The following is a 16,529-nucleotide window of genomic DNA, read 5'->3' on the forward strand; positions in this document are numbered from 1 at the left end:
ACTGAACCCACATTCAATAAGGTCACCATCCCCCGCTACTGAACCGGTGTCAAGTAAGATGGGAGGATGCGGACGCGCCTGAGCACCGAACAGCGCCGCGAGCAGCTGCTGACCATCGGAGCAGGCCTGTTCGCGGGCCGCCCGTACGACGAGGTGTGGATCGAAGAGGTAGCCGAAATCGCCGGCGTCTCACGCGGTTTGCTGTACCACTACTTCCCCACCAAAAAGGACTTCTTCGCCGCGATCGTGCGCGGCCAGCGCGACCAGTTGCTGGCAATGAGCGAACCCGACCCGGCGCTGCCGGTAGCCGAGCAACTGCGCGCCGGGCTGGAGGTGTACCTGGAATTCGCCCGCACCCATCCCGACGGCTACCGCATCGTGCACCGCAGCGCAGGCGACGCGGACCGCGAAATCCGGGAAATCTGCGAGGCCGGAATGGCAGCGAACGCCGAACGCATCCTGTCCGCGGTGGGCTTGCTGCGCCCGGTGACCGCTACGACGCGCCTGGCAGTTCGGGGATGGCTTTCGTTTGTGGCGACGCTGATCCTGGACTGGCTGGACGAGCCGAAGATCAGCACACAAGAGCTGCGGGACCTTTGCGCTCGGACTCTCTTCGCAGCAGTCGACGTAGACCCCACCACGATCTAACCCGCGAGCGGTCCGTGAGGGCCACCCTCACCTCCCCTGATTCCCGCGCGGTTCCCCTCACTCGCCTCCCCCGGTCCCATCCGCCGCTAAACCGCCGCCCGCGAACCCCACCGCGACCACCCAGCCAAACCGCGCACCCCACCACCAACCGCAGCCAACGCCCACCCCTCAACACAGCCACCCAACCGCAGCCAACCCATCAAGACACCCACACCCCCACCACCCCGATACGAAGCCACAAACACGGCGCGGAGGTGCTTGTCAAGGCATCTTTCCCGCCTTGACAAGCACCTCCGCGCCGTAGTCACCCTCAAGCTTCGGGGTGGCCCCAACCAGAACCGCGGCACCGTCGCCGCCAGGCGACGAGCCCCGGGACGGAGAAATCAGATACTCACCACAATCTCATCCCCCGCCACCCGAACCGGAACCCCCCTCAACCCGACTCGCGCGTCAGCCGGATGCCGCCCAGTCAAGACATCGAACTCAAACCCATGCCAAGGACAAACAATATTCCGATCGGCCGGATGAAACGCGGGCCCGGCGCTCTTCCGATCCTCCCGTACCGGCTGGACGGTCCGGGGCATGATCTTCCCCTGGCAAACCGGCCCGCCCTGATGCGGGCACACGTTATGCCAAGCCCGCACCTCCCCGGCATGGAAGTAAAGCCCCACCTCCAGCCCGTCGACCTCCACCACGATCCGCCCGCGCACCCGAAGATCCGCCAGCCCGGCCACAACGACTTCCCGCCGCACAGCACTCATTCGGCCCTCCGATACCAGATCGCCATGTCGAAAAGATTCACGTCCGCGGCATCCAGCAACGCGGTGACCAGAACCACTGTCTCGGTCGCAGTCAACGCGTCCTCGCGAATCGGCCAGGAAATCTTCCCCACCCGATCTGTCTTGGCGGAGAACAACCGAGCCGCCGCGTACAGCAGATCGGCGATTTCTTCGTCGGGGACGGCGGCGGCCCGGTCCGACGAGGCGATCTCAGCGGTCACCTCGCCCAGCCGGGACACCAGCGAACTCAGTTCGGAAGTCATCACGAAACCCCAGGACGCTCATGAAGCACGCTCTTCGCAGCAGGCTTCCGCCGGTCAGCAGGCAAGTTGAACACCCGAGCAGCATTCAGCCCAAGTATATTCCGCTTGGCCTGCTCGGACAAAAACGGCAGCCGGGTAATAGTAGACGGCGCGTCCCAATCCCAATGCGGCCAGTCCGAAGAATACAACAACTGAGTCTCCGCGTTGAACGCCTTCATCCCCGCCTCAAGCAGCTCCATGCTCGTCCGCTCCATCGGCTGACTCGTATACCACATATCCTTCATGTACTCGCTGGGCAACCGAGTCAACCCGGGAGCCTCGCTGGGCCGCATCAACACCTCGTGGTCAAGCCGCTGCATGAGGAACGGGATCCAAGCCAGCCCGCTCTCCACCCACACCATCTTCAGCCGGGGAAACCGCTCCGGCATCGCATTGATGATCCAGTTGGTCACATGAATCTGGTTGTAATGCGTAAACGACAACGCGTGCATCGACAGAAACCGGTTCAGCTGAGCGAAGGACGGATCGCCCCAGTGGTATCCGGAATGAAAGGCAAGCGGCTTCCCACTGTCCTCAATCAGCTTGTACAACCGGGTATAGACATCCGAGTGCACCGGATTATTGCGCGTAGAACACACCGTATACCCGATGATCCCGTCATCGTCGGCATACTTCTCGACCAGCTCCTCGCAGACCTCCGGCGTGTTGTAGGGCAGATACACCATCCCCTTGAGCCGATCGTCCTGCGGCAGAACGACTTCCGTCAGCCACCGGTTGAACGCCCGCCCGAGCACGACCTCGATCTCGTCCTGCGGATGCATGCCCAGCAGCAACATCGCGCTGGGGAACACCACCTGGTAATCCAGCCCCATCGCATCCATGCCGCGCCGGGCAGCGGCGACGAACGGATGCCCGGACACCCCGTCGAGCGGTTCCTTGCGACCCTGATGCCCGATCCGCCCGCCGACGCTCTGCTGCGACATCCCCGGCTGGATGTTCAGCAACGCGTTGTTGCCCGCGAACTTGCCGAACTGGTCCATGCCGATCTGACGCCACACATCGTTGTCGATGAGTTCCAGCACCTCACCCCAGAAATGGTCTTCCGAGACGTGCGCGTCGATATCGACAATGAAGTAGTCGTCGTACTCGCGCTCGGCCTGCTTGGTCGCGTGGGCGAGAACGTCGCGGGTGTCGGTGCGCCCGCCGATCTCGGCGAGTTCCCGGATCCGCGGCCCGTCGGAACGAGGACTGGAGAAATCGGGCACGGATTCTTCCCTTCGTCCGGCGTCAGCGGGGCGCGACGGCGGCATCGGTCATCGTGGTCAGGTAGTCGTCGCCGGCGGGGACCGCGTTCTCGTGCGGGATGACGACGGCGCGGTCCGGACTGACCGCGAAAGTGTGTTCCTCGCCCGCGGCCGGGACGGATTCCGCGGACAACTCCGCCGTTTCGGTGCGCACGCGCATCGGGAGTCCGTCCGCCCGGACGAGGAGGTTGACGGCGCTGCCGAGATAAGTGGTGCGCTCGACAGTGCCACGGAATCGCCCTGCACCAGACCCGTCCGGAGACAGCCGGGCATGCGCCGCGCGGAACGCGATGTCGGCGCGGTCCCCGATGGAAACCTCGCCGGTCGCGATCCCGGAAAAGACCAGCGAGGTGTCGTCAACGCGCACGTCGGCGGTCTTCCCGTGCACGCCGGTGACCGTCCCGGGCAGGATGTTCTGGAAGCCCATGAAATCCGCGACATACGCCGAATTCGGGCGGTCGTACAGGTCGCTCGGCGTCCCGGACTGGACGATGACGCCCTCGCTCATCACGATGATCCGGTCGGACAGCGTGATCGCTTCCTCCTGGTCGTGCGTCACGTAGACCGACGTCGTCTCGAACCGGTTGTGCAGCGAGCGCACCTGCTGGCCCATCTGGTACCGCAGTTTGCTGTCCAAATTGGACAGCGGCTCGTCGTAGAAGATGATCCCCGGCCGGGCGGCCAGCGCACGGGCAAGCGCCACGCGCTGCTGCTGACCGCCCGACAAGGCGGTGACCGAGCGCTTCCCGAGATCCGAAAGACCGACCGCGTCGAGCATTTCCCGCACCCGTTGCGCCCGCTCCCGGCCGGGCATCCGGGCGACCTTCAGCGGATACGCGACGTTGTCGGTGACACTCAGGTGCGGCCACAGCGCATAGCTCTGGAACACCATGCCGACCTGGCGTTTGTCCGCGGGCACGAACGTGCGGCGCGCGGTGTCGACCACGACCCGCTCGCCCATGACGATCCGGCCCGCGCTCGGCCGTTCCAGCCCGGCCAGGCAGCGCAACGTCGTGGTCTTGCCGCAGCCCGAGGGGCCGAGCAGCGTCACGAACTGCCCCGACTCGATCGTCAGGTCCATTTCGTGCAGCGCCGCCTTCGCGCCGTACTTCTTGGTGAGTCCGGATACCTGGACCTCGGTCATCGTGACCTGCGCTTTCTCTTCGGCCGGGAGGCGAGGTGCTACTTCGTGAACGCCTGGGTGATGAAGTCGAAGTACGGCTTGTTGAACGCGGGGTCGGGGTTCGAGAACGGCAGCCGCGGCAGCTTGTCGAGCGAGGGCAGTCCGGGCGGGCCGGGCGCGGCCGGTGTGCGGCCGTAGGAGTTGTCCTTCTCCGCCAAGGCTTTCTGGCCTTCCGGCGAGTACAGCCAGTTGACGTAGAGCTGCGCGGCCTCGGAATGCGGCGCGTCCTTGATCAGGCACAGTGCCGAACGCGCCATGTAGTTTCCGCCGTCCTCCAGCGGGAACACCATGTCGATCGGCGCGCCCTTCTGCTTCTGCGCCTCGAAGTAGCCCTGGTACACGGCGATGCCGACCGGGAACCGGCCGCTGGCGACGTCGGTGGGCACCATCGGCTCGGACTGCGAGATCTGCAGGTCCTGCGCGGCCAGCTGCTCCAGGTAGGAGCGGCCCCATTTCTTCTCGTTCTCGGGCAGCATCAGCGATTCGAGGATGTACCGGATGCCGCCGGGCACGGTCATGTCGCCGACCGCGATCTTGCCTTTCCACTTCGGGTCGAGCAGGTCGTGCCAGTTCTTCGGCGCGTCCTGCTTCTGCACCTGGTCGGTGTTGTAGACGAACCCGAAGTAGCGCAACGCGAAGTAGGTGAGCCTGCCGTCGTTGTCGGTCGGGACCTTGAACCCGGGGTCGGCCGTGCGCACATCCGCGGGCGTGCAGATGTTCGGCTTCGCCGCCGCCTGCGGGGATTCGCCGCCGACGTAGATGTCCGCGATCCGGTTCCCGCTCTGCGCCTCGGTGTCGAGCTTGGTGAGGATCTGCGCGTCCGCCTGGTCCTGCGGGAGCAGCTTGATCCCGGGGAAGCGTTTGGTGAACACGTCGTTCATCGCCTGGTTCGCGGTCACCCCGGGCCCGTACAGCACGAGCTGGGTGTGGTTGGCCGCGAACGCCTTGTCGTACAGCTCGTTCAGGTACTTGTTGGCCGCGGCGGAGGCACCGGGGACCTCGATCGGCGTGCTCGATTTGGTCGCGCCCGCGGACGCGCAGGCGGCGAGCGAGGCGAGCAGGCCTGCGGTGAGCGCGAGCGCCGGCGCGCGCAGTTTCGTGCGGGAGAACTTCATTGTTCTTCCTCTCTGGTCAGGGGGTGAGCCGGGAGAGCGGACCTGCGGAACGGTCGCGGCCGAGGATCCGGCCGCCGAGCTTGACCGACAGCGCGGCGAGCGCGAGGACGGCGAACGCGGCGAGCAGGATGATCATGAACAGCGCCGCGCCGCGGGACATCTCGCCGGTGAGGAACTGCTGGAACGCCGTCAGCGACACGGGTTCCAGGCCGGGCGGGGCGAGCAGCATCGGCACGGCGAGGTTGCCCGAGATGAACAGCGCGGAGAGGAACCAGCCGGCCAGGAAGCTCGGGATGACCAGGCGCAGCACGATGGTCACCAGCACCCGTCCCGCGCTCGCGCCGGACATCCGGCCGGCTTCCTCCAGTTCGGGCGACAGCTGGGCGAGCGCGCCCTCGGCGATCCGGCTGGACACCGGGATCGTGGCGACGACCAGCACGAGCGTCATCAGGAACGCCGAACCGTAGAGCCCGCGGAACGCCGGGAGGTAGAGCACGGCGAACATGTAGGCGAGACCGAGCACGACGCCGGGCAGCGCCCACGGAATCCAGACGGCGAACGAGGTGTAGCCGCGCAGGAATCCCCGGCGCCGCGCGGTGACGTACGTCGTCAGCAGCGCGATCGAGATCGAGCCGAAGCCGCCGATGACCGCGAGCCACGCGGTGAGCGCCAGGCTCGAGCTGAACTGCGGGTCGGTGAGCATCGTGACGTAGTTGTCCAGGGTCAGCCCGGTGCTCATCACCCCGAAGATCGGCTGGAGACTGCCGAGCACCATCGCGAACAGCGGCAGCAGGAAGTTCAGCAGCACCACCACGACGATCAGCGCGGACAGCACCCACCGGATCGGGCCCAGCTCCTGCGGATCGCGCCGTGACGTCTTGCCGGTAAGCGTGGTGAAGCTGCGGCCGCGCAGCATCCAGCGCTGCGCCAGGAACAGCAGCAGCACCAGCAGGATCAGCACGAGCGACAGCGCGAACGCCTTGGTGTACTCGGCGGGCGCCTCGTCCCGGACGTAGTGATAGATCTGCGTCGAGAAGACGTAGATGCCCGCCTGCCTGCCGATCAGCTGCGGTCCGTCGAACGACTGGAAAACCAGCACTGCGATCAGCAGGGCCGCGCCGGTGATCGCCGGGCCGACCGAGGGAATGGTGATGGTGAAGAACGTCCGCACCGTGCCCGCGCCGCTGATCGCCGCGGCCTCGTCGAGCGATTGGTCCCGGTTCTTGAACGCGCCGAGCAGCAGCAGGTAGGCGAACGGCAGGTAGCCGAGCGAAGTCAGCAGGATCAGCCCGCCCCAGCCCTGGATGTTGATCAGCGGGCCGTGCGCGCCCAGCTCCCGGCCGAACTGGTTGAGCAGGCCGTTCTGCGCGTTGCCGAGCATGATCCAGCCGAGGGTGTGAAACAGCGGCGGGACGAACAGGTTGATCACCATGATCGGCGTGAGCAGCTTGCGGCCGGGCACGTTCGTGTTGGCCGCGATCCAGGCGAACAGCCCGCCGCCTGCCACCGAGATCGTGCCGCACACGACGACCAGGACGATCGAGTTCCACAGCGTGTGCCACGTTTCCGGGGCCGCGAACGCGGCGAGCAGGCCGCTCATCGTGAACGGCATGTTGTCCGAGGGCAGCCCGTCGCGGAAGGCGCCGAGCACGATCATCGCGACCGGATAGACGAAAATCAGCGTGAGCCCGGCGAGCAGGGTCGCTTTGAGCACACCGCCGGTCACCGAGCGGCGCATCGAGGCCCGCCGGTCGTGCTCGAATAGGCGCTCGGTCACTGCACCGTTCCTTCCTGCGAGCGATCGGTTACCCGCCGCGGGGACGGACCGCTCCGTCCTGCCGGTTAGCGTAAGAACTCGGGTGCGGCGGCTCATCGAGCGGCTCTCCGAAGTCCTCCCGGTTTCCTCCGACACGGTGTCGGAGGAAACCGCTGATCAGATCAGGGCGGCGAGCACCGCGTCGTTTTCTTCGGGCAGCCCGATCGTCACGCGCGCCCCGCCCGCCTTCGGGAACGGCCGCGCGAGCACGCCGCGAGCCGCCAACCGGGACAACAACTCGGCCGCGTCTCCCGGCAGGAAAAGGAAATTCGCCTGACTCGGCACGAACGCGACGTTCGCCGCGGTCAGCGCGGCCTCGACCCGCGCGCGCTCGGAGACGATGACGGCGGTTCGTTCCTTCGCCACAGCCAATCCTTCCGCGCCCAGCGCCGCGATGACCGCCGCCTCGGCCACGCTGTTGAGCGCGAACCCGACGGACGTACGGCGCAGCGCTTCCGCGATCCGCGGTGCGGCAGCGGCATAACCGACCCGAATGCCCGCCAAACCGTGCGCTTTGGACAGTGTCCGCAGCAGCACGAGATTCTCGAACTCGTCGAGCAATCCGGCAGTCGCGTCCGCTGGTTCGGCAGACACGAACTCGCGGTACGCCTCGTCGACAACAACCAGCACGCGCGCCGGGACGCTTTTCAGGAAGTCGCGGATATCCTCGACACCGCGCAGCCCGCCCGTCGGGTTGTTGGGATTGCAGAGGTAGACAATGCGGGTTTCCGGGCCGACCGCGGCGAGCATCGCGTCGAGATCCATCGCGCCGTTCTCGTCGAGACCGACCTCTGTGGACTCAGCGCCGGCGAGCGAAAGCGCCGCCGCATACGCCTCGAAGGACGGCACCGGGCGCACACCGTGCACGCCGGGTTCGCAGACCAGGCGGGCGAGCGCGTGCAGCAGCGTGCCGGATCCGTTGTCGATCGCGATGCGGCCGGCGTCCAGACCCATCGCCTCGGCGACAGCGGCACGTGCCGCGGCACGGTGGTAATCGGGATAGCGATGGGCATTCCGGGCCGCTTCGGTCATCGCGGCGACGATGACGTCGGCGGGAGCCCACGGCATTTCGTTCTGGGACAAGCGGATCGGCGGCGGCGCACCGCGAGACGAGCGATCGGGGGCGGCGAGCACGCGGTCGACCACACTGCGGAGCTCCAGCAGCATGCATCCTCCTCAAGCCGGACGATTAACTGTAATGAATATACATAATTCTGAGCGCGTGTACATCCATCAGTTCTCCGGCTTGCGAGATCAGGAAGGCCGGGCCGCCACCGCGGGACGGCGATGCCGCGAAATCGCCGACTCGGCCAGCTCGTGGTCGCGCTTCATGACCGCCTCGGCGAAGTCGAGGTGCGTCCGCAACCGCTCCCGCGTGGTCGGCGCGGTGACGCCTTCGAGCCGCGCGGCGATGATGTAGTCGACGAGATTCGTGTACAGGCTGCGCAAAAGCTCGTTCGGCGACACCTGCGCGATCCGCGCGTGCAGCGCCCAGATCGCCGTCGGCGCTTCGGCGGAATCCCAGGCCGCCTTCAACGTGTCGGCACACCCCGAGATATCAGCGATGTCCTCGTCGCTCGCGTTCTCGACCGCGTCGTGCAGCACCGAACCGTCGAGCGCGTCCAGGACGCGCAGGCAGTTCTCCACGGTCGCCTTTCCTTCGCGCAGCTGGAGCAGCTGATCGCTCAGGTGCGTGAACGGCGAGCGCGTCGCGACGAAGATCCCGCCGCCCGGGCCCGGCTTCGCATCGACGATGCCGCGGGCGCGCAGCAACTGGATCGCCTCGCTCAACGTCGCCGGAGCGACCCCGAAGCGCGCCATCAGCTCCTGACGGCGCCCGACGAAATGCCCGGCACTCCAGCCCTCCGAGACGATTTCGTCCTCAAGCGCGCGAGCGACCTGGACGGCGGCGGCGGTGTTCGTGATCTGCGGCAAGGGTCCTCCGAAGTACTCAGTCCGGTGACGTCGCCGACGCGGGTCACGCGTAGTGACAGATTAGAGGCGCACCGGAACCCCGCACACCCGGCATCGTCTATATTGATTGTAGACATTAGACCCATGCGTCACCAGTGCGGCACGCACCGTTGCCCAAGGAGCCCCGATGCCGGTTTCCGCCCTCGTCCCCGCCGCCCTTCGACCGGAGCTGGTCGCACTCCGCCGCACCCTCCACGCCCACCCCGAAGCGGGGTTCGCCCTCCCCCGGACCCAGCGGGCCGTCCTGACCGCAATGGCCCCGCTGGGCTTGGAAGTGACCCCCGGCCCACCCGACTTCACCTCAATCGTCGCCGTACTGCACGGCGCACGACCCGGCCCCGCGGTCCTCTTGCGCGCGGACATGGACGCGCTGCGCGTCACCGAGGAAACCGGGCTGCCGTTCGCATCTCAGACGCCCGGGTTGATGCACGCGTGCGGCCACGACCTGCACACAGCCGCACTAGTCGGTGCGGCGAAGCTTTTGAGCGCCCGCCGAGACGAGATCGCAGGCTCAGTGGTGTTCATGTTCGAACCAGGCGAAGAAGCCGGCGGCGGCGCACAACGACTGATCGACGAGGGAATCCTTTCCGGCGTCGAGGCGGCATACGGCATCCACGTCCTGCCCGGCCGCTCCGGCGTGTTCACGACCCGCCCCGGCTCGGTCATGGCCGGGGCCAGCAGCCTGACCGTGCGCGTGCTAGGACGCAGCGGCCACGGCTCGCGACCGCATCAGGCGGTGGACCCAGTCCCCGCCGCAGCACAGATCATCTCGGCACTGCACACCTACGTCACCCGGCGGTTCCCGGTATTCGACCCAGTTGTGCTGTCAGTGACCAAAATGCAGGCAAGCGACATCATCAACGCCATCCCCGACGAGGCAACGCTAGCCGCGACGATCCGCGCACTGTCGGCGGAGAGCGTGGAAATCCTGGCCCGCGAACTGCCGTCACTGGCGAACGGAATCGCGTCGGCCTTCGGCTGCCGAGCAGAGACAGAGTTCCGGTCGGTCTACCCAGTCACCTCAAACGACCCGAAGGCAGCAGCACACGCGCTAACCGTGCTAGGCGACCTGTTCGGCACGGAACGAGCTGTGCCACTGGAGCACCCGATAATGGCGTCGGAAAGTTTTTCCGCTGTACTGAACGAGGTCCCCGGCGCCTTCATCTTCCTCGGCACCACACCGGAAGGGATCGACCCCGGCACAGCGGAAATGAACCACTCCCCCCGCGCAACCTTCGACGACAGCGTGCTGTCCGACCAGTCAGCAGCACTAGCAGCACTCGCCCTCAGCCACGTACGTGAGGGCCGCCCTGAGGAACTCTGATTCCCTCAGGGCGGCCCTCACGACCAACAACCGAACCGCAGCTATCGAGGCACCCAGCCCCTCCCCCGCACCCCGCTACGAAGTCTCCCTGCGGGACACTCGGGCTTCGGGGTGCCCCACCCCCGATCGGGCCAATGTCGCCGCCAGGCGACGAGCCGACCCCTCAATGCTTCTCGTGAATCAACGGCCAAGGCGAAGGAAACACATCCACCGGCACCTTCACCACCGCAGGCCGCCGAGCCGCGATCGCCGCACCCACGTGCTTCTCCACCGCCCCGGCATCCTCCGCCAGCGCGAAGTCCAACCCAAACGCCCGGGTAAGCAACTCGAAATCGGGATTGGTCAAATCAGACCCGATAAACCGGCCACCATAAGTATCCCGCTGAATCCGCCACACGTTCCCAAACCGGGAGTCCTCGAACAACACCGTCACCAGCGGAATCCCGTACTTCCTGGCCGTGGCGAACTCCTGCAGAGACCACCCGATCCCGCCGTCCCCGGTCACCGCGACCACCGGCCGCCCGCCCGACCCCACCGCGGCCCCCAGCGCAGTAGGCATCGCATACCCCAGCGTCCCCTGATACCCCGGCCACACGTAGGACCGCGGCGCCTGCACAGGAAACCCATACGTCGACACATACCCGATCTGCGTCAACTCGTTGACGAAAACCCCGTCCTCGGGCAACGCGGCCCGGATCGCGTCCACGAACTCCATCTGCGGCCCAACCTGCTTCCGAATCCGCGCCGCACAGTCCTCGCGCAACCGGACCAGCTCGGCACCCCAGGCAGTACGGGGCGAGAGCCGCTCGACCACCGCCTCCAACACCGCCACGGCATCAGCGTTGACCGCAAGATCCGGACGTCGCGGCGCACGAAGGTCAGCCGCATCGATATTCACCAACGCGAGCCGGGCGTCACCGATATTCAGCTGCTGCCCAAACGGCGTCAAAAACCGGCTGCCAAAAGAAACCACGAGGTCAGCAGTAGCGCGCACCTCCCACAAAGCGAACGCAGGCAACGCATGCGGATCCCGGGCATCGATCGCCCCGCGCCCGTTCTCGCTCATCACCACCGGCGCGTCCAGCAGCTCGGCAAGCCGAGCCAGCAGCTTGAACGCCCGCGGATCCCGCATCCCCCCGCCGACATGGATCACCGGCCGCGCAGAAGCCGCCAGCAGCCGCACGAGGTCGGCGACCTCCCGCTCCGGAGCCTCCGGCTCCCGCACTCCGAACGGCTCCCCCGGCATGAGATCCGCGACCGCGTGCAGAAGATCCGGCCCCAGTTCCAGCGCGACCGGCCGAGGCCGCCCGGTCCGCATCTGCCGGAACCCCTCGTGCACCAGATCCGGGATCTCCTCGACCCGCTTGGGCCGCGCCGACCACTTGGTCAGCCCCTGAACCGTGTCCGTCTGCCGGGGAATCTCATGCAGCGCCCCGAGCCCGGCCCCGACGAGCGGCGACGGGATCGTCCCCGCCAGCAGCATCACCTGCGACGAACAGGCATACGCCGTCGCCATCCCCGCACCAGCGTTCAGCACGCCCGGGCCCGGCACCACCATCGCCACCCCCGGCCGCCCGGACGCGCGGTAGTAGCCGTCCGCCATGTAGCTGGTCGCCTGCTCGTGCCGGGGGACGACCAGTTCCAGCTCGTCGCGCTTGCGGTACATGCCGTCGGTGAGCCCGTCCAGCTGGACCCCGGGAATGCCGAAGACCGTGTCGGCGCCCTCGCTGATGAGCGCCCTGGCGAGCGCGTCACCGCCTGTCATCTGTGCCATGCGGATCCCTCTCGTCAAATGTCTATAATGAATATAGATCAAATCTCCGGCAGCTGGCAACGGAAGAGGCGAGCATGACTCTCGAAGGACAGGTGCAGGCCTACGCCGACCGGCTCGGGCGGCCGATCATCGTGTTCGACGCCGACTTCACGGTGATCGCGTTCAGCGTGCACGACCAGGACGTCGACCACGCCCGGCTGGCGATCATCTTGTCCCACAAAGGATCTTCGCGCGCCCGGGAGTCCATCCGGGACTACCGGGTCGGCCAGGCGCGGGACCCGGTCCGGATTCCGCCGCTCGAGGGCGGGCAGTCCCGGCTCGTCGCACCGGTCCGGCACGAGGGGCGGCTCGTCGGCTACCTCTCCTCGACAATCCCCGAGGACGACGAATCCGCCTACGCGGACGACGACGAACTGCGCGAGCGCCGGGCACAGATCGGATTGCTGCTGGCGGCGATGGCACTGGGCAACCGGGAGGACGAGGACCGCGCGCGACGCCTGCTCGCCGCGCTGCTCGAAGGCAACGACGGCCAGCGCGTCCGGGCCGCCGACGAACTGCTCACGAGCGGCCTGCTCTCCCCCGTCCCGCACTACACGGTCATCTCGATCGCGACCCCGCCGCGCGCCGAGCCCAGTTCGGCGACGCTCCGGCTCGTGCTGGACCGGGCGCTGTCGAGCATCCCGGTCTTCCCCACCTTGAAAGCCGTCGGCGCGGTGCTCGGCAGCGAAGCCGTCTTGCTGGTGCCCTACGAAATCGACACCGAGCGACTGTCGGCCCTCCTCGCACAGCCCGCCTTTTCCGGTCTGCACGCCGGGGCCGGCGGAGCGCACGCGCCGCTGTCCGGCGTGCACCGGTCGCTGCGGGAAGCGCGGATCGCCTTGCGCGGCGGCGACGCCGGCCGCGTGGCCCGCTGGCCGGAGCTGGGATTGGACCGGCTGCTGTTGCAGCTGCCCCTCGAAGACCTCGCTCTCGCAGATCTCCCCGACGCCGTACGGCGGCTGCTCGACGCGCAGTCCGGCCCGGATCTCGCGCAAACCCTGGAGACCTACCTCGACTGCGGTTGCGACGCCCAACGCACCGCGCTGACCCTGCACGTCCACCGCAGCACCCTCTACTACCGGCTGGATCGCGTGCGCGCGGTCGCCGACGTCGATCTCGCCGACGGGAAGGTCCGCCGCGAACTCCACACCGGACTGCGGGTCGCGACGCTCGCCGGTCTTCGCTAGCCGCACCTAGCCGCACCGCTCACAATTGACTATATTCAATGTGAACTTTTACCGGAAGGGTCCCGCATGAACGCACTGCTGACCACCGTCTCGGTCGCCGACGACCGCGGGCGGCCGATCCTGGACGCCGCGACCCGGGAAGTCGTCGGCCACGCACCGGTGCACACGGTCGACCAGCTCAACGCCGCGATCGCCGCGGCCGCCACAGCACAACCGTCCTGGGCCGCGCTCGGACACGCTGAACGGTCGCGCATCCTGCACGTCATCGCGGACGACATCGACGCGCACGCCGAAGAACTCGGCCAGATCATCACTGCCGAGCAAGGCAAGGCTGGTGGCGCCGGTGAGGCACACGGTGCCGCGCACTGGCTCCGGTCCGCGGCGGACACGGTGCTCGAACCGCAGTCGCTGCCGGACGGTGCGGAGCAGCACTACGTCCCGCTCGGCGTCGTCGCGTCGATCGGCCCGTGGAACTTCCCGGTGATGATCGCGGTGTGGCACGTCGCGCCGGCGTTGCGCATGGGTAATACGGTGGTGCTGAAACCCTCCGAGAACACGCCGCTGAGCGTGCTCGCGCTCGCGGAGATCTTCCGCCGCCACCTCCCCGCGGATGTGCTGACCGCGGTTTCCGGAGACCGCGAAGTCGGTGCCGCGCTGGCCGCGCATCCGCGGATCGCCAAGATCGTGTTCACCGGTTCGACCGCGACCGGTCGCCGGATTGTCGAGAGCTCGGCGGGCAACCTCGCCCGGCTCACCTTGGAACTGGGCGGGAACGACGCGGCGATCGTGCTGCCCGGCACGGACGTGGCCGCCGTCGCGGACAAGCTGTTCTGGGCGGCTTTCATGAACACCGGCCAGGTGTGCGCCGCGCTCAAACGGCTCTACGTGCACGAGTCGATCTACGACGACGTCGTCTCCGCGCTGGCCGAACGCGCGGAAAAGGCGCCGATGGGACCGGGGCAGGACAAGGCCAACCGGCTCGGGCCGGTGCAGAATCCCGCGCAGTTCGAGATCGTCTCCCGGCTGGTGGAGCAAGCCCGGGCGCACGGGGCCCGCATCGTCACCGGCGGGACGCCAGCGACGGAACTGGGACCGCTGTTCTACCGGCCGACGATCATCGCGGACGTCGAGGACGGTGCCGCGGTGGTCGACGAGGAGCAGTTCGGACCGGTGCTGCCGGTGATCCGGTACTCCGAAGTGGACGACGCGGTGCGCCGGGCCAACGGCACTGACCAGGGGCTGGGCGCTTCGGTGTGGGGTGCGGACGCGGACGCGGTCGACGCGGTGGCGCAGCGGATGGAGGCGGGCACCGTCTGGATCAACCAGCACGGCGGAGTCGACCCGGCGATCCCCTTCGGCGGGACGAAGTCGTCGGGCTACGGGCTGGAGTTCGGCGTCGAAGGCTTGAAAGCCATGGCCGCCAGCAAAATCATCCGCCGCTGAGGTGCGTGAAGGCTCCTTGCGGGAATCTGAGTCCCGCAAGGAGCCCCCTTCACGGACTTGATCAGCCGCCGCGGAGGCGTTCCCAGAGGCGGGCGGCGAACTCCGGGGCGGGTGGAGCGCCTCGCCACACCACCGTCTGGTCTTGACGTACCAAGGTGATCGGCTGCTGGTACTCGGCGGGCAAAGCGTCGGCCTCGATCGAGGCGAACGGGATGCCCCGGCACTCCGCCTCACCGGCCAGCACCGAGAGATCAACGCCGTGAGCGGTAACCGCGGTATAGCCGGGCGAGAAATGGTCGTACAGCGAAGATCCGTCCGCCAGCGTGAAATGCGGGGCTCGGCAACCGGGCACAGTGGACGGGGTGTAGGCGCCCATCGTGTAGCCGGGCGCTTCCTCGCCGTCGTAGGCGATGATCGGGGAATCGTGGTACGCGTACCCGTAATTCAACCCCGCGGCGGCGAACTGCGGTTCGTTCAGGTCCCGTACGACGGCGCCGAACGACGAACGTGCGGCCTCTCCGGCCGGGGTGTCGTCTTCGAGTTCGGCCGGAAGCCCCGGCCGCGCAAGTTTCCGCTGGTGGTTCATCGCGAAGTGCGACACCTGTTCGGTAATCGGCCGTCGCTCGGCTTCGTAGGCGTCCAGGATCCCTTCCCCGGCCCAGCCGGCGAGATGCGCGCCGAGCAGCCAGGTCAGGTTGAGCACGTCCGCGATGCCCGCGTTCATCCCGAATCCGGCGAACGGCACCCACAGGTGCGAAGCGTCCCCGGCGAGGAACACCCGCCGGTCGCGGAACCGGTCGGCGAGCAGACGGCGGGCCACCCAGTCCTCTTTGGACACCACGTCGTACTCGAACGACTCGTCCACACCGAGGATCGCGCGGATCGCTTCGTCTCGATCGACCGCCTCGTCCGCCGAGGAAAGGTAGGTGTGCACGAGGAAGGTTTCCGTGCCGTCGATCGCGTACACATGCCCGACGCGGCGCGCGTTGAACGTGTAGTAGCCCCACGCCCGCGGTTCGTCGGCGGACATCAGCGAGTACAGCTCCGGCGCGCGAATGCAGGTCGACTGCACGTGCTGGAGCACCGGATCGCCGCTGAGCTTCGCGCCGATCTGCTTGCGTACCGCCGAGCGCCCGCCGTCCGCGCCGATGAAGTACCGAGCGCGCAGAGTGCGTTCGCCCGATCCGTCGGACACTACCGCCGAGACGGACGACGAGTCCTGCTCGACCGAATGGAACCTGGTCCGGTTGAGCAGTGTCACGCCGGGTGCGGCAGCGGCGTTGCGGGCGAGGATCGGTTCCAGGAACGTCTGGTTGATCCGGTGCGGCGGTTCCGGCGTCGCCCAGCTCGTGTCGGGGCCGAGGCGGGAGGTGTACCGCTCTCCGCTCGCCGGGATCGGGATGCGCGACAGTTCCCGTCCGGTCAGCGAGGTCCGGAACGCGACGTCCTGCGGGTAGTCGCGCGGCAGTCCGGCAGCGCGCACCTGGTCCGCGATCCCGAGCCGCCGGAAGCTTTCCATGGTGCGCGAGGCGACGTGGTTGCACTTGACGTTCGGCGGTTCCAGGAACTCCCGTTCCTCGACGACGGTCACCGGCACGCCGCGGCTGCTCAGGTCCAAAGCGGCGACCAGCCCGACCGGACCCGCGCCGGCGATGAGGACGTCTGCGTCCATGGTTTCTC

Annotated in this window: 14 protein-coding genes; 4 read left to right on the plus strand and 10 right to left on the minus strand. The window is 67.5% G+C overall.

Annotation, left to right across the window (positions count from 1 at the left end; translation table 11 throughout):
• Positions 1 to 66: 66 nt before the first annotated feature.
• Positions 67 to 648, plus strand: a complete 582-nt coding sequence (locus tag BM362_RS09395; protein ID WP_067580833.1) for a TetR/AcrR family transcriptional regulator — start codon at positions 67 to 69, stop codon at positions 646 to 648.
• A 383-nt stretch (positions 649 to 1,031) separates the two neighbouring features.
• Here the strand turns inward: BM362_RS09395 and BM362_RS09400 are convergent, their stop codons facing one another.
• The 8 genes from BM362_RS09400 to BM362_RS09435 all read right to left on the minus strand — a co-directional run bounded on the left by BM362_RS09400 (position 1,032) and on the right by BM362_RS09435 (position 9,043).
• Positions 1,032 to 1,409 (minus strand): Rieske (2Fe-2S) protein, encoded by a 378-nt coding sequence (locus tag BM362_RS09400; RefSeq protein WP_093572852.1) that lies wholly within the window; start codon positions 1,407 to 1,409, stop codon positions 1,032 to 1,034.
• Positions 1,406 to 1,690, minus strand: coding sequence for a hypothetical protein (locus tag BM362_RS09405; RefSeq protein ID WP_067580829.1), 285 nt, complete (start codon positions 1,688 to 1,690; stop codon positions 1,406 to 1,408). The genes BM362_RS09400 and BM362_RS09405 overlap by 4 nt, the downstream gene beginning before the upstream one ends.
• Positions 1,690 to 2,955 (minus strand): amidohydrolase family protein, encoded by a 1,266-nt coding sequence (locus BM362_RS09410; protein ID WP_232791629.1) that lies wholly within the window; start codon positions 2,953 to 2,955, stop codon positions 1,690 to 1,692. The genes BM362_RS09405 and BM362_RS09410 overlap by 1 nt, the downstream gene beginning before the upstream one ends.
• Before the next feature lie 22 nt (positions 2,956 to 2,977).
• Complete coding sequence (locus tag BM362_RS09415) at positions 2,978 to 4,138, minus strand: ABC transporter ATP-binding protein (protein ID WP_067580825.1); 1,161 nt, start codon at positions 4,136 to 4,138, stop codon at positions 2,978 to 2,980.
• A gap of 38 nt (positions 4,139 to 4,176) precedes the next feature.
• Complete coding sequence (locus BM362_RS09420) at positions 4,177 to 5,292, minus strand: ABC transporter substrate-binding protein (protein WP_067580823.1); 1,116 nt, start codon at positions 5,290 to 5,292, stop codon at positions 4,177 to 4,179.
• Positions 5,293 to 5,308: 16 nt separating this feature from the next.
• Positions 5,309 to 7,069: an ABC transporter permease gene (locus BM362_RS09425; RefSeq protein ID WP_093572854.1), complete on the minus strand. Its 1,761-nt coding sequence runs from the start codon at positions 7,067 to 7,069 to the stop codon at positions 5,309 to 5,311.
• A 156-nt stretch (positions 7,070 to 7,225) separates the two neighbouring features.
• Positions 7,226 to 8,275, minus strand: a complete 1,050-nt coding sequence (locus tag BM362_RS09430; protein ID WP_093572855.1) for a pyridoxal phosphate-dependent aminotransferase — start codon at positions 8,273 to 8,275, stop codon at positions 7,226 to 7,228.
• Between the two features lie 87 nt (positions 8,276 to 8,362).
• Positions 8,363 to 9,043 carry a FadR/GntR family transcriptional regulator gene (locus BM362_RS09435; RefSeq protein ID WP_093572856.1) on the minus strand — a complete coding sequence of 227 codons (681 nt, stop codon included), beginning with the start codon at positions 9,041 to 9,043 and terminating at the stop codon, positions 8,363 to 8,365.
• Between the two features lie 166 nt (positions 9,044 to 9,209).
• Here BM362_RS09435 and BM362_RS09440 point away from each other — a divergent pair, with 166 nt between their 5' ends.
• Positions 9,210 to 10,406, plus strand: a complete 1,197-nt coding sequence (locus tag BM362_RS09440; protein ID WP_067580814.1) for a M20 metallopeptidase family protein — start codon at positions 9,210 to 9,212, stop codon at positions 10,404 to 10,406.
• 163 nt (positions 10,407 to 10,569) lie between these two features.
• Here BM362_RS09440 and BM362_RS09445 read toward each other — a convergent pair whose 3' ends face one another.
• Positions 10,570 to 12,240, minus strand: coding sequence for a thiamine pyrophosphate-binding protein (locus BM362_RS09445; protein ID WP_244287095.1), 1,671 nt, complete (start codon positions 12,238 to 12,240; stop codon positions 10,570 to 10,572).
• A 14-nt stretch (positions 12,241 to 12,254) separates the two neighbouring features.
• On the opposite strand from BM362_RS09445, the gene BM362_RS09450 reads away from it, so the two are divergent.
• Together BM362_RS09450 and BM362_RS09455 are read left to right on the plus strand one after the other, a co-directional pair.
• The gene (locus BM362_RS09450; protein WP_198545303.1) at positions 12,255 to 13,406 is read left to right on the plus strand and encodes a PucR family transcriptional regulator; all 1,152 of its coding nucleotides are present in this window, start codon (positions 12,255 to 12,257) and stop codon (positions 13,404 to 13,406) included.
• 66 nt (positions 13,407 to 13,472) lie between these two features.
• Positions 13,473 to 14,849 (plus strand): aldehyde dehydrogenase family protein, encoded by a 1,377-nt coding sequence (locus BM362_RS09455; protein WP_067580806.1) that lies wholly within the window; start codon positions 13,473 to 13,475, stop codon positions 14,847 to 14,849.
• Positions 14,850 to 14,910: 61 nt separating this feature from the next.
• On the opposite strand, the gene BM362_RS09460 is transcribed toward BM362_RS09455, so the two are convergent.
• The gene (locus BM362_RS09460) at positions 14,911 to 16,521 is read right to left on the minus strand and encodes an FAD-dependent monooxygenase (RefSeq protein WP_067581271.1); all 1,611 of its coding nucleotides are present in this window, start codon (positions 16,519 to 16,521) and stop codon (positions 14,911 to 14,913) included.
• Between the last annotated feature and the right edge of the window lie 8 nt (positions 16,522 to 16,529).

The organism is Amycolatopsis rubida (assembly GCF_900115345.1).
Taxonomy (GTDB): domain Bacteria; phylum Actinomycetota; class Actinomycetes; order Mycobacteriales; family Pseudonocardiaceae; genus Amycolatopsis; species Amycolatopsis rubida.

Coding starts and splice junctions, on each gene's coding strand:
- BM362_RS09395 (WP_067580833.1), top strand. CDS start 67: ATGCGGACGCGCCTGAGCACCGAACAGCGCCGCGAGCAGCTGCTGACC.
- BM362_RS09400 (WP_093572852.1), bottom strand. CDS start 1,409: ATGAGTGCTGTGCGGCGGGAAGTCGTTGTGGCCGGGCTGGCGGATCTT.
- BM362_RS09405 (WP_067580829.1), bottom strand. CDS start 1,690: ATGACTTCCGAACTGAGTTCGCTGGTGTCCCGGCTGGGCGAGGTGACC.
- BM362_RS09415 (WP_067580825.1), bottom strand. CDS start 4,138: ATGACCGAGGTCCAGGTATCCGGACTCACCAAGAAGTACGGCGCGAAG.
- BM362_RS09420 (WP_067580823.1), bottom strand. CDS start 5,292: ATGAAGTTCTCCCGCACGAAACTGCGCGCGCCGGCGCTCGCGCTCACC.
- BM362_RS09430 (WP_093572855.1), bottom strand. CDS start 8,275: ATGCTGCTGGAGCTCCGCAGTGTGGTCGACCGCGTGCTCGCCGCCCCC.
- BM362_RS09440 (WP_067580814.1), top strand. CDS start 9,210: ATGCCGGTTTCCGCCCTCGTCCCCGCCGCCCTTCGACCGGAGCTGGTC.
- BM362_RS09450 (WP_198545303.1), top strand. CDS start 12,255: ATGACTCTCGAAGGACAGGTGCAGGCCTACGCCGACCGGCTCGGGCGG.
- BM362_RS09455 (WP_067580806.1), top strand. CDS start 13,473: ATGAACGCACTGCTGACCACCGTCTCGGTCGCCGACGACCGCGGGCGG.
- BM362_RS09460 (WP_067581271.1), bottom strand. CDS start 16,521: ATGGACGCAGACGTCCTCATCGCCGGCGCGGGTCCGGTCGGGCTGGTC.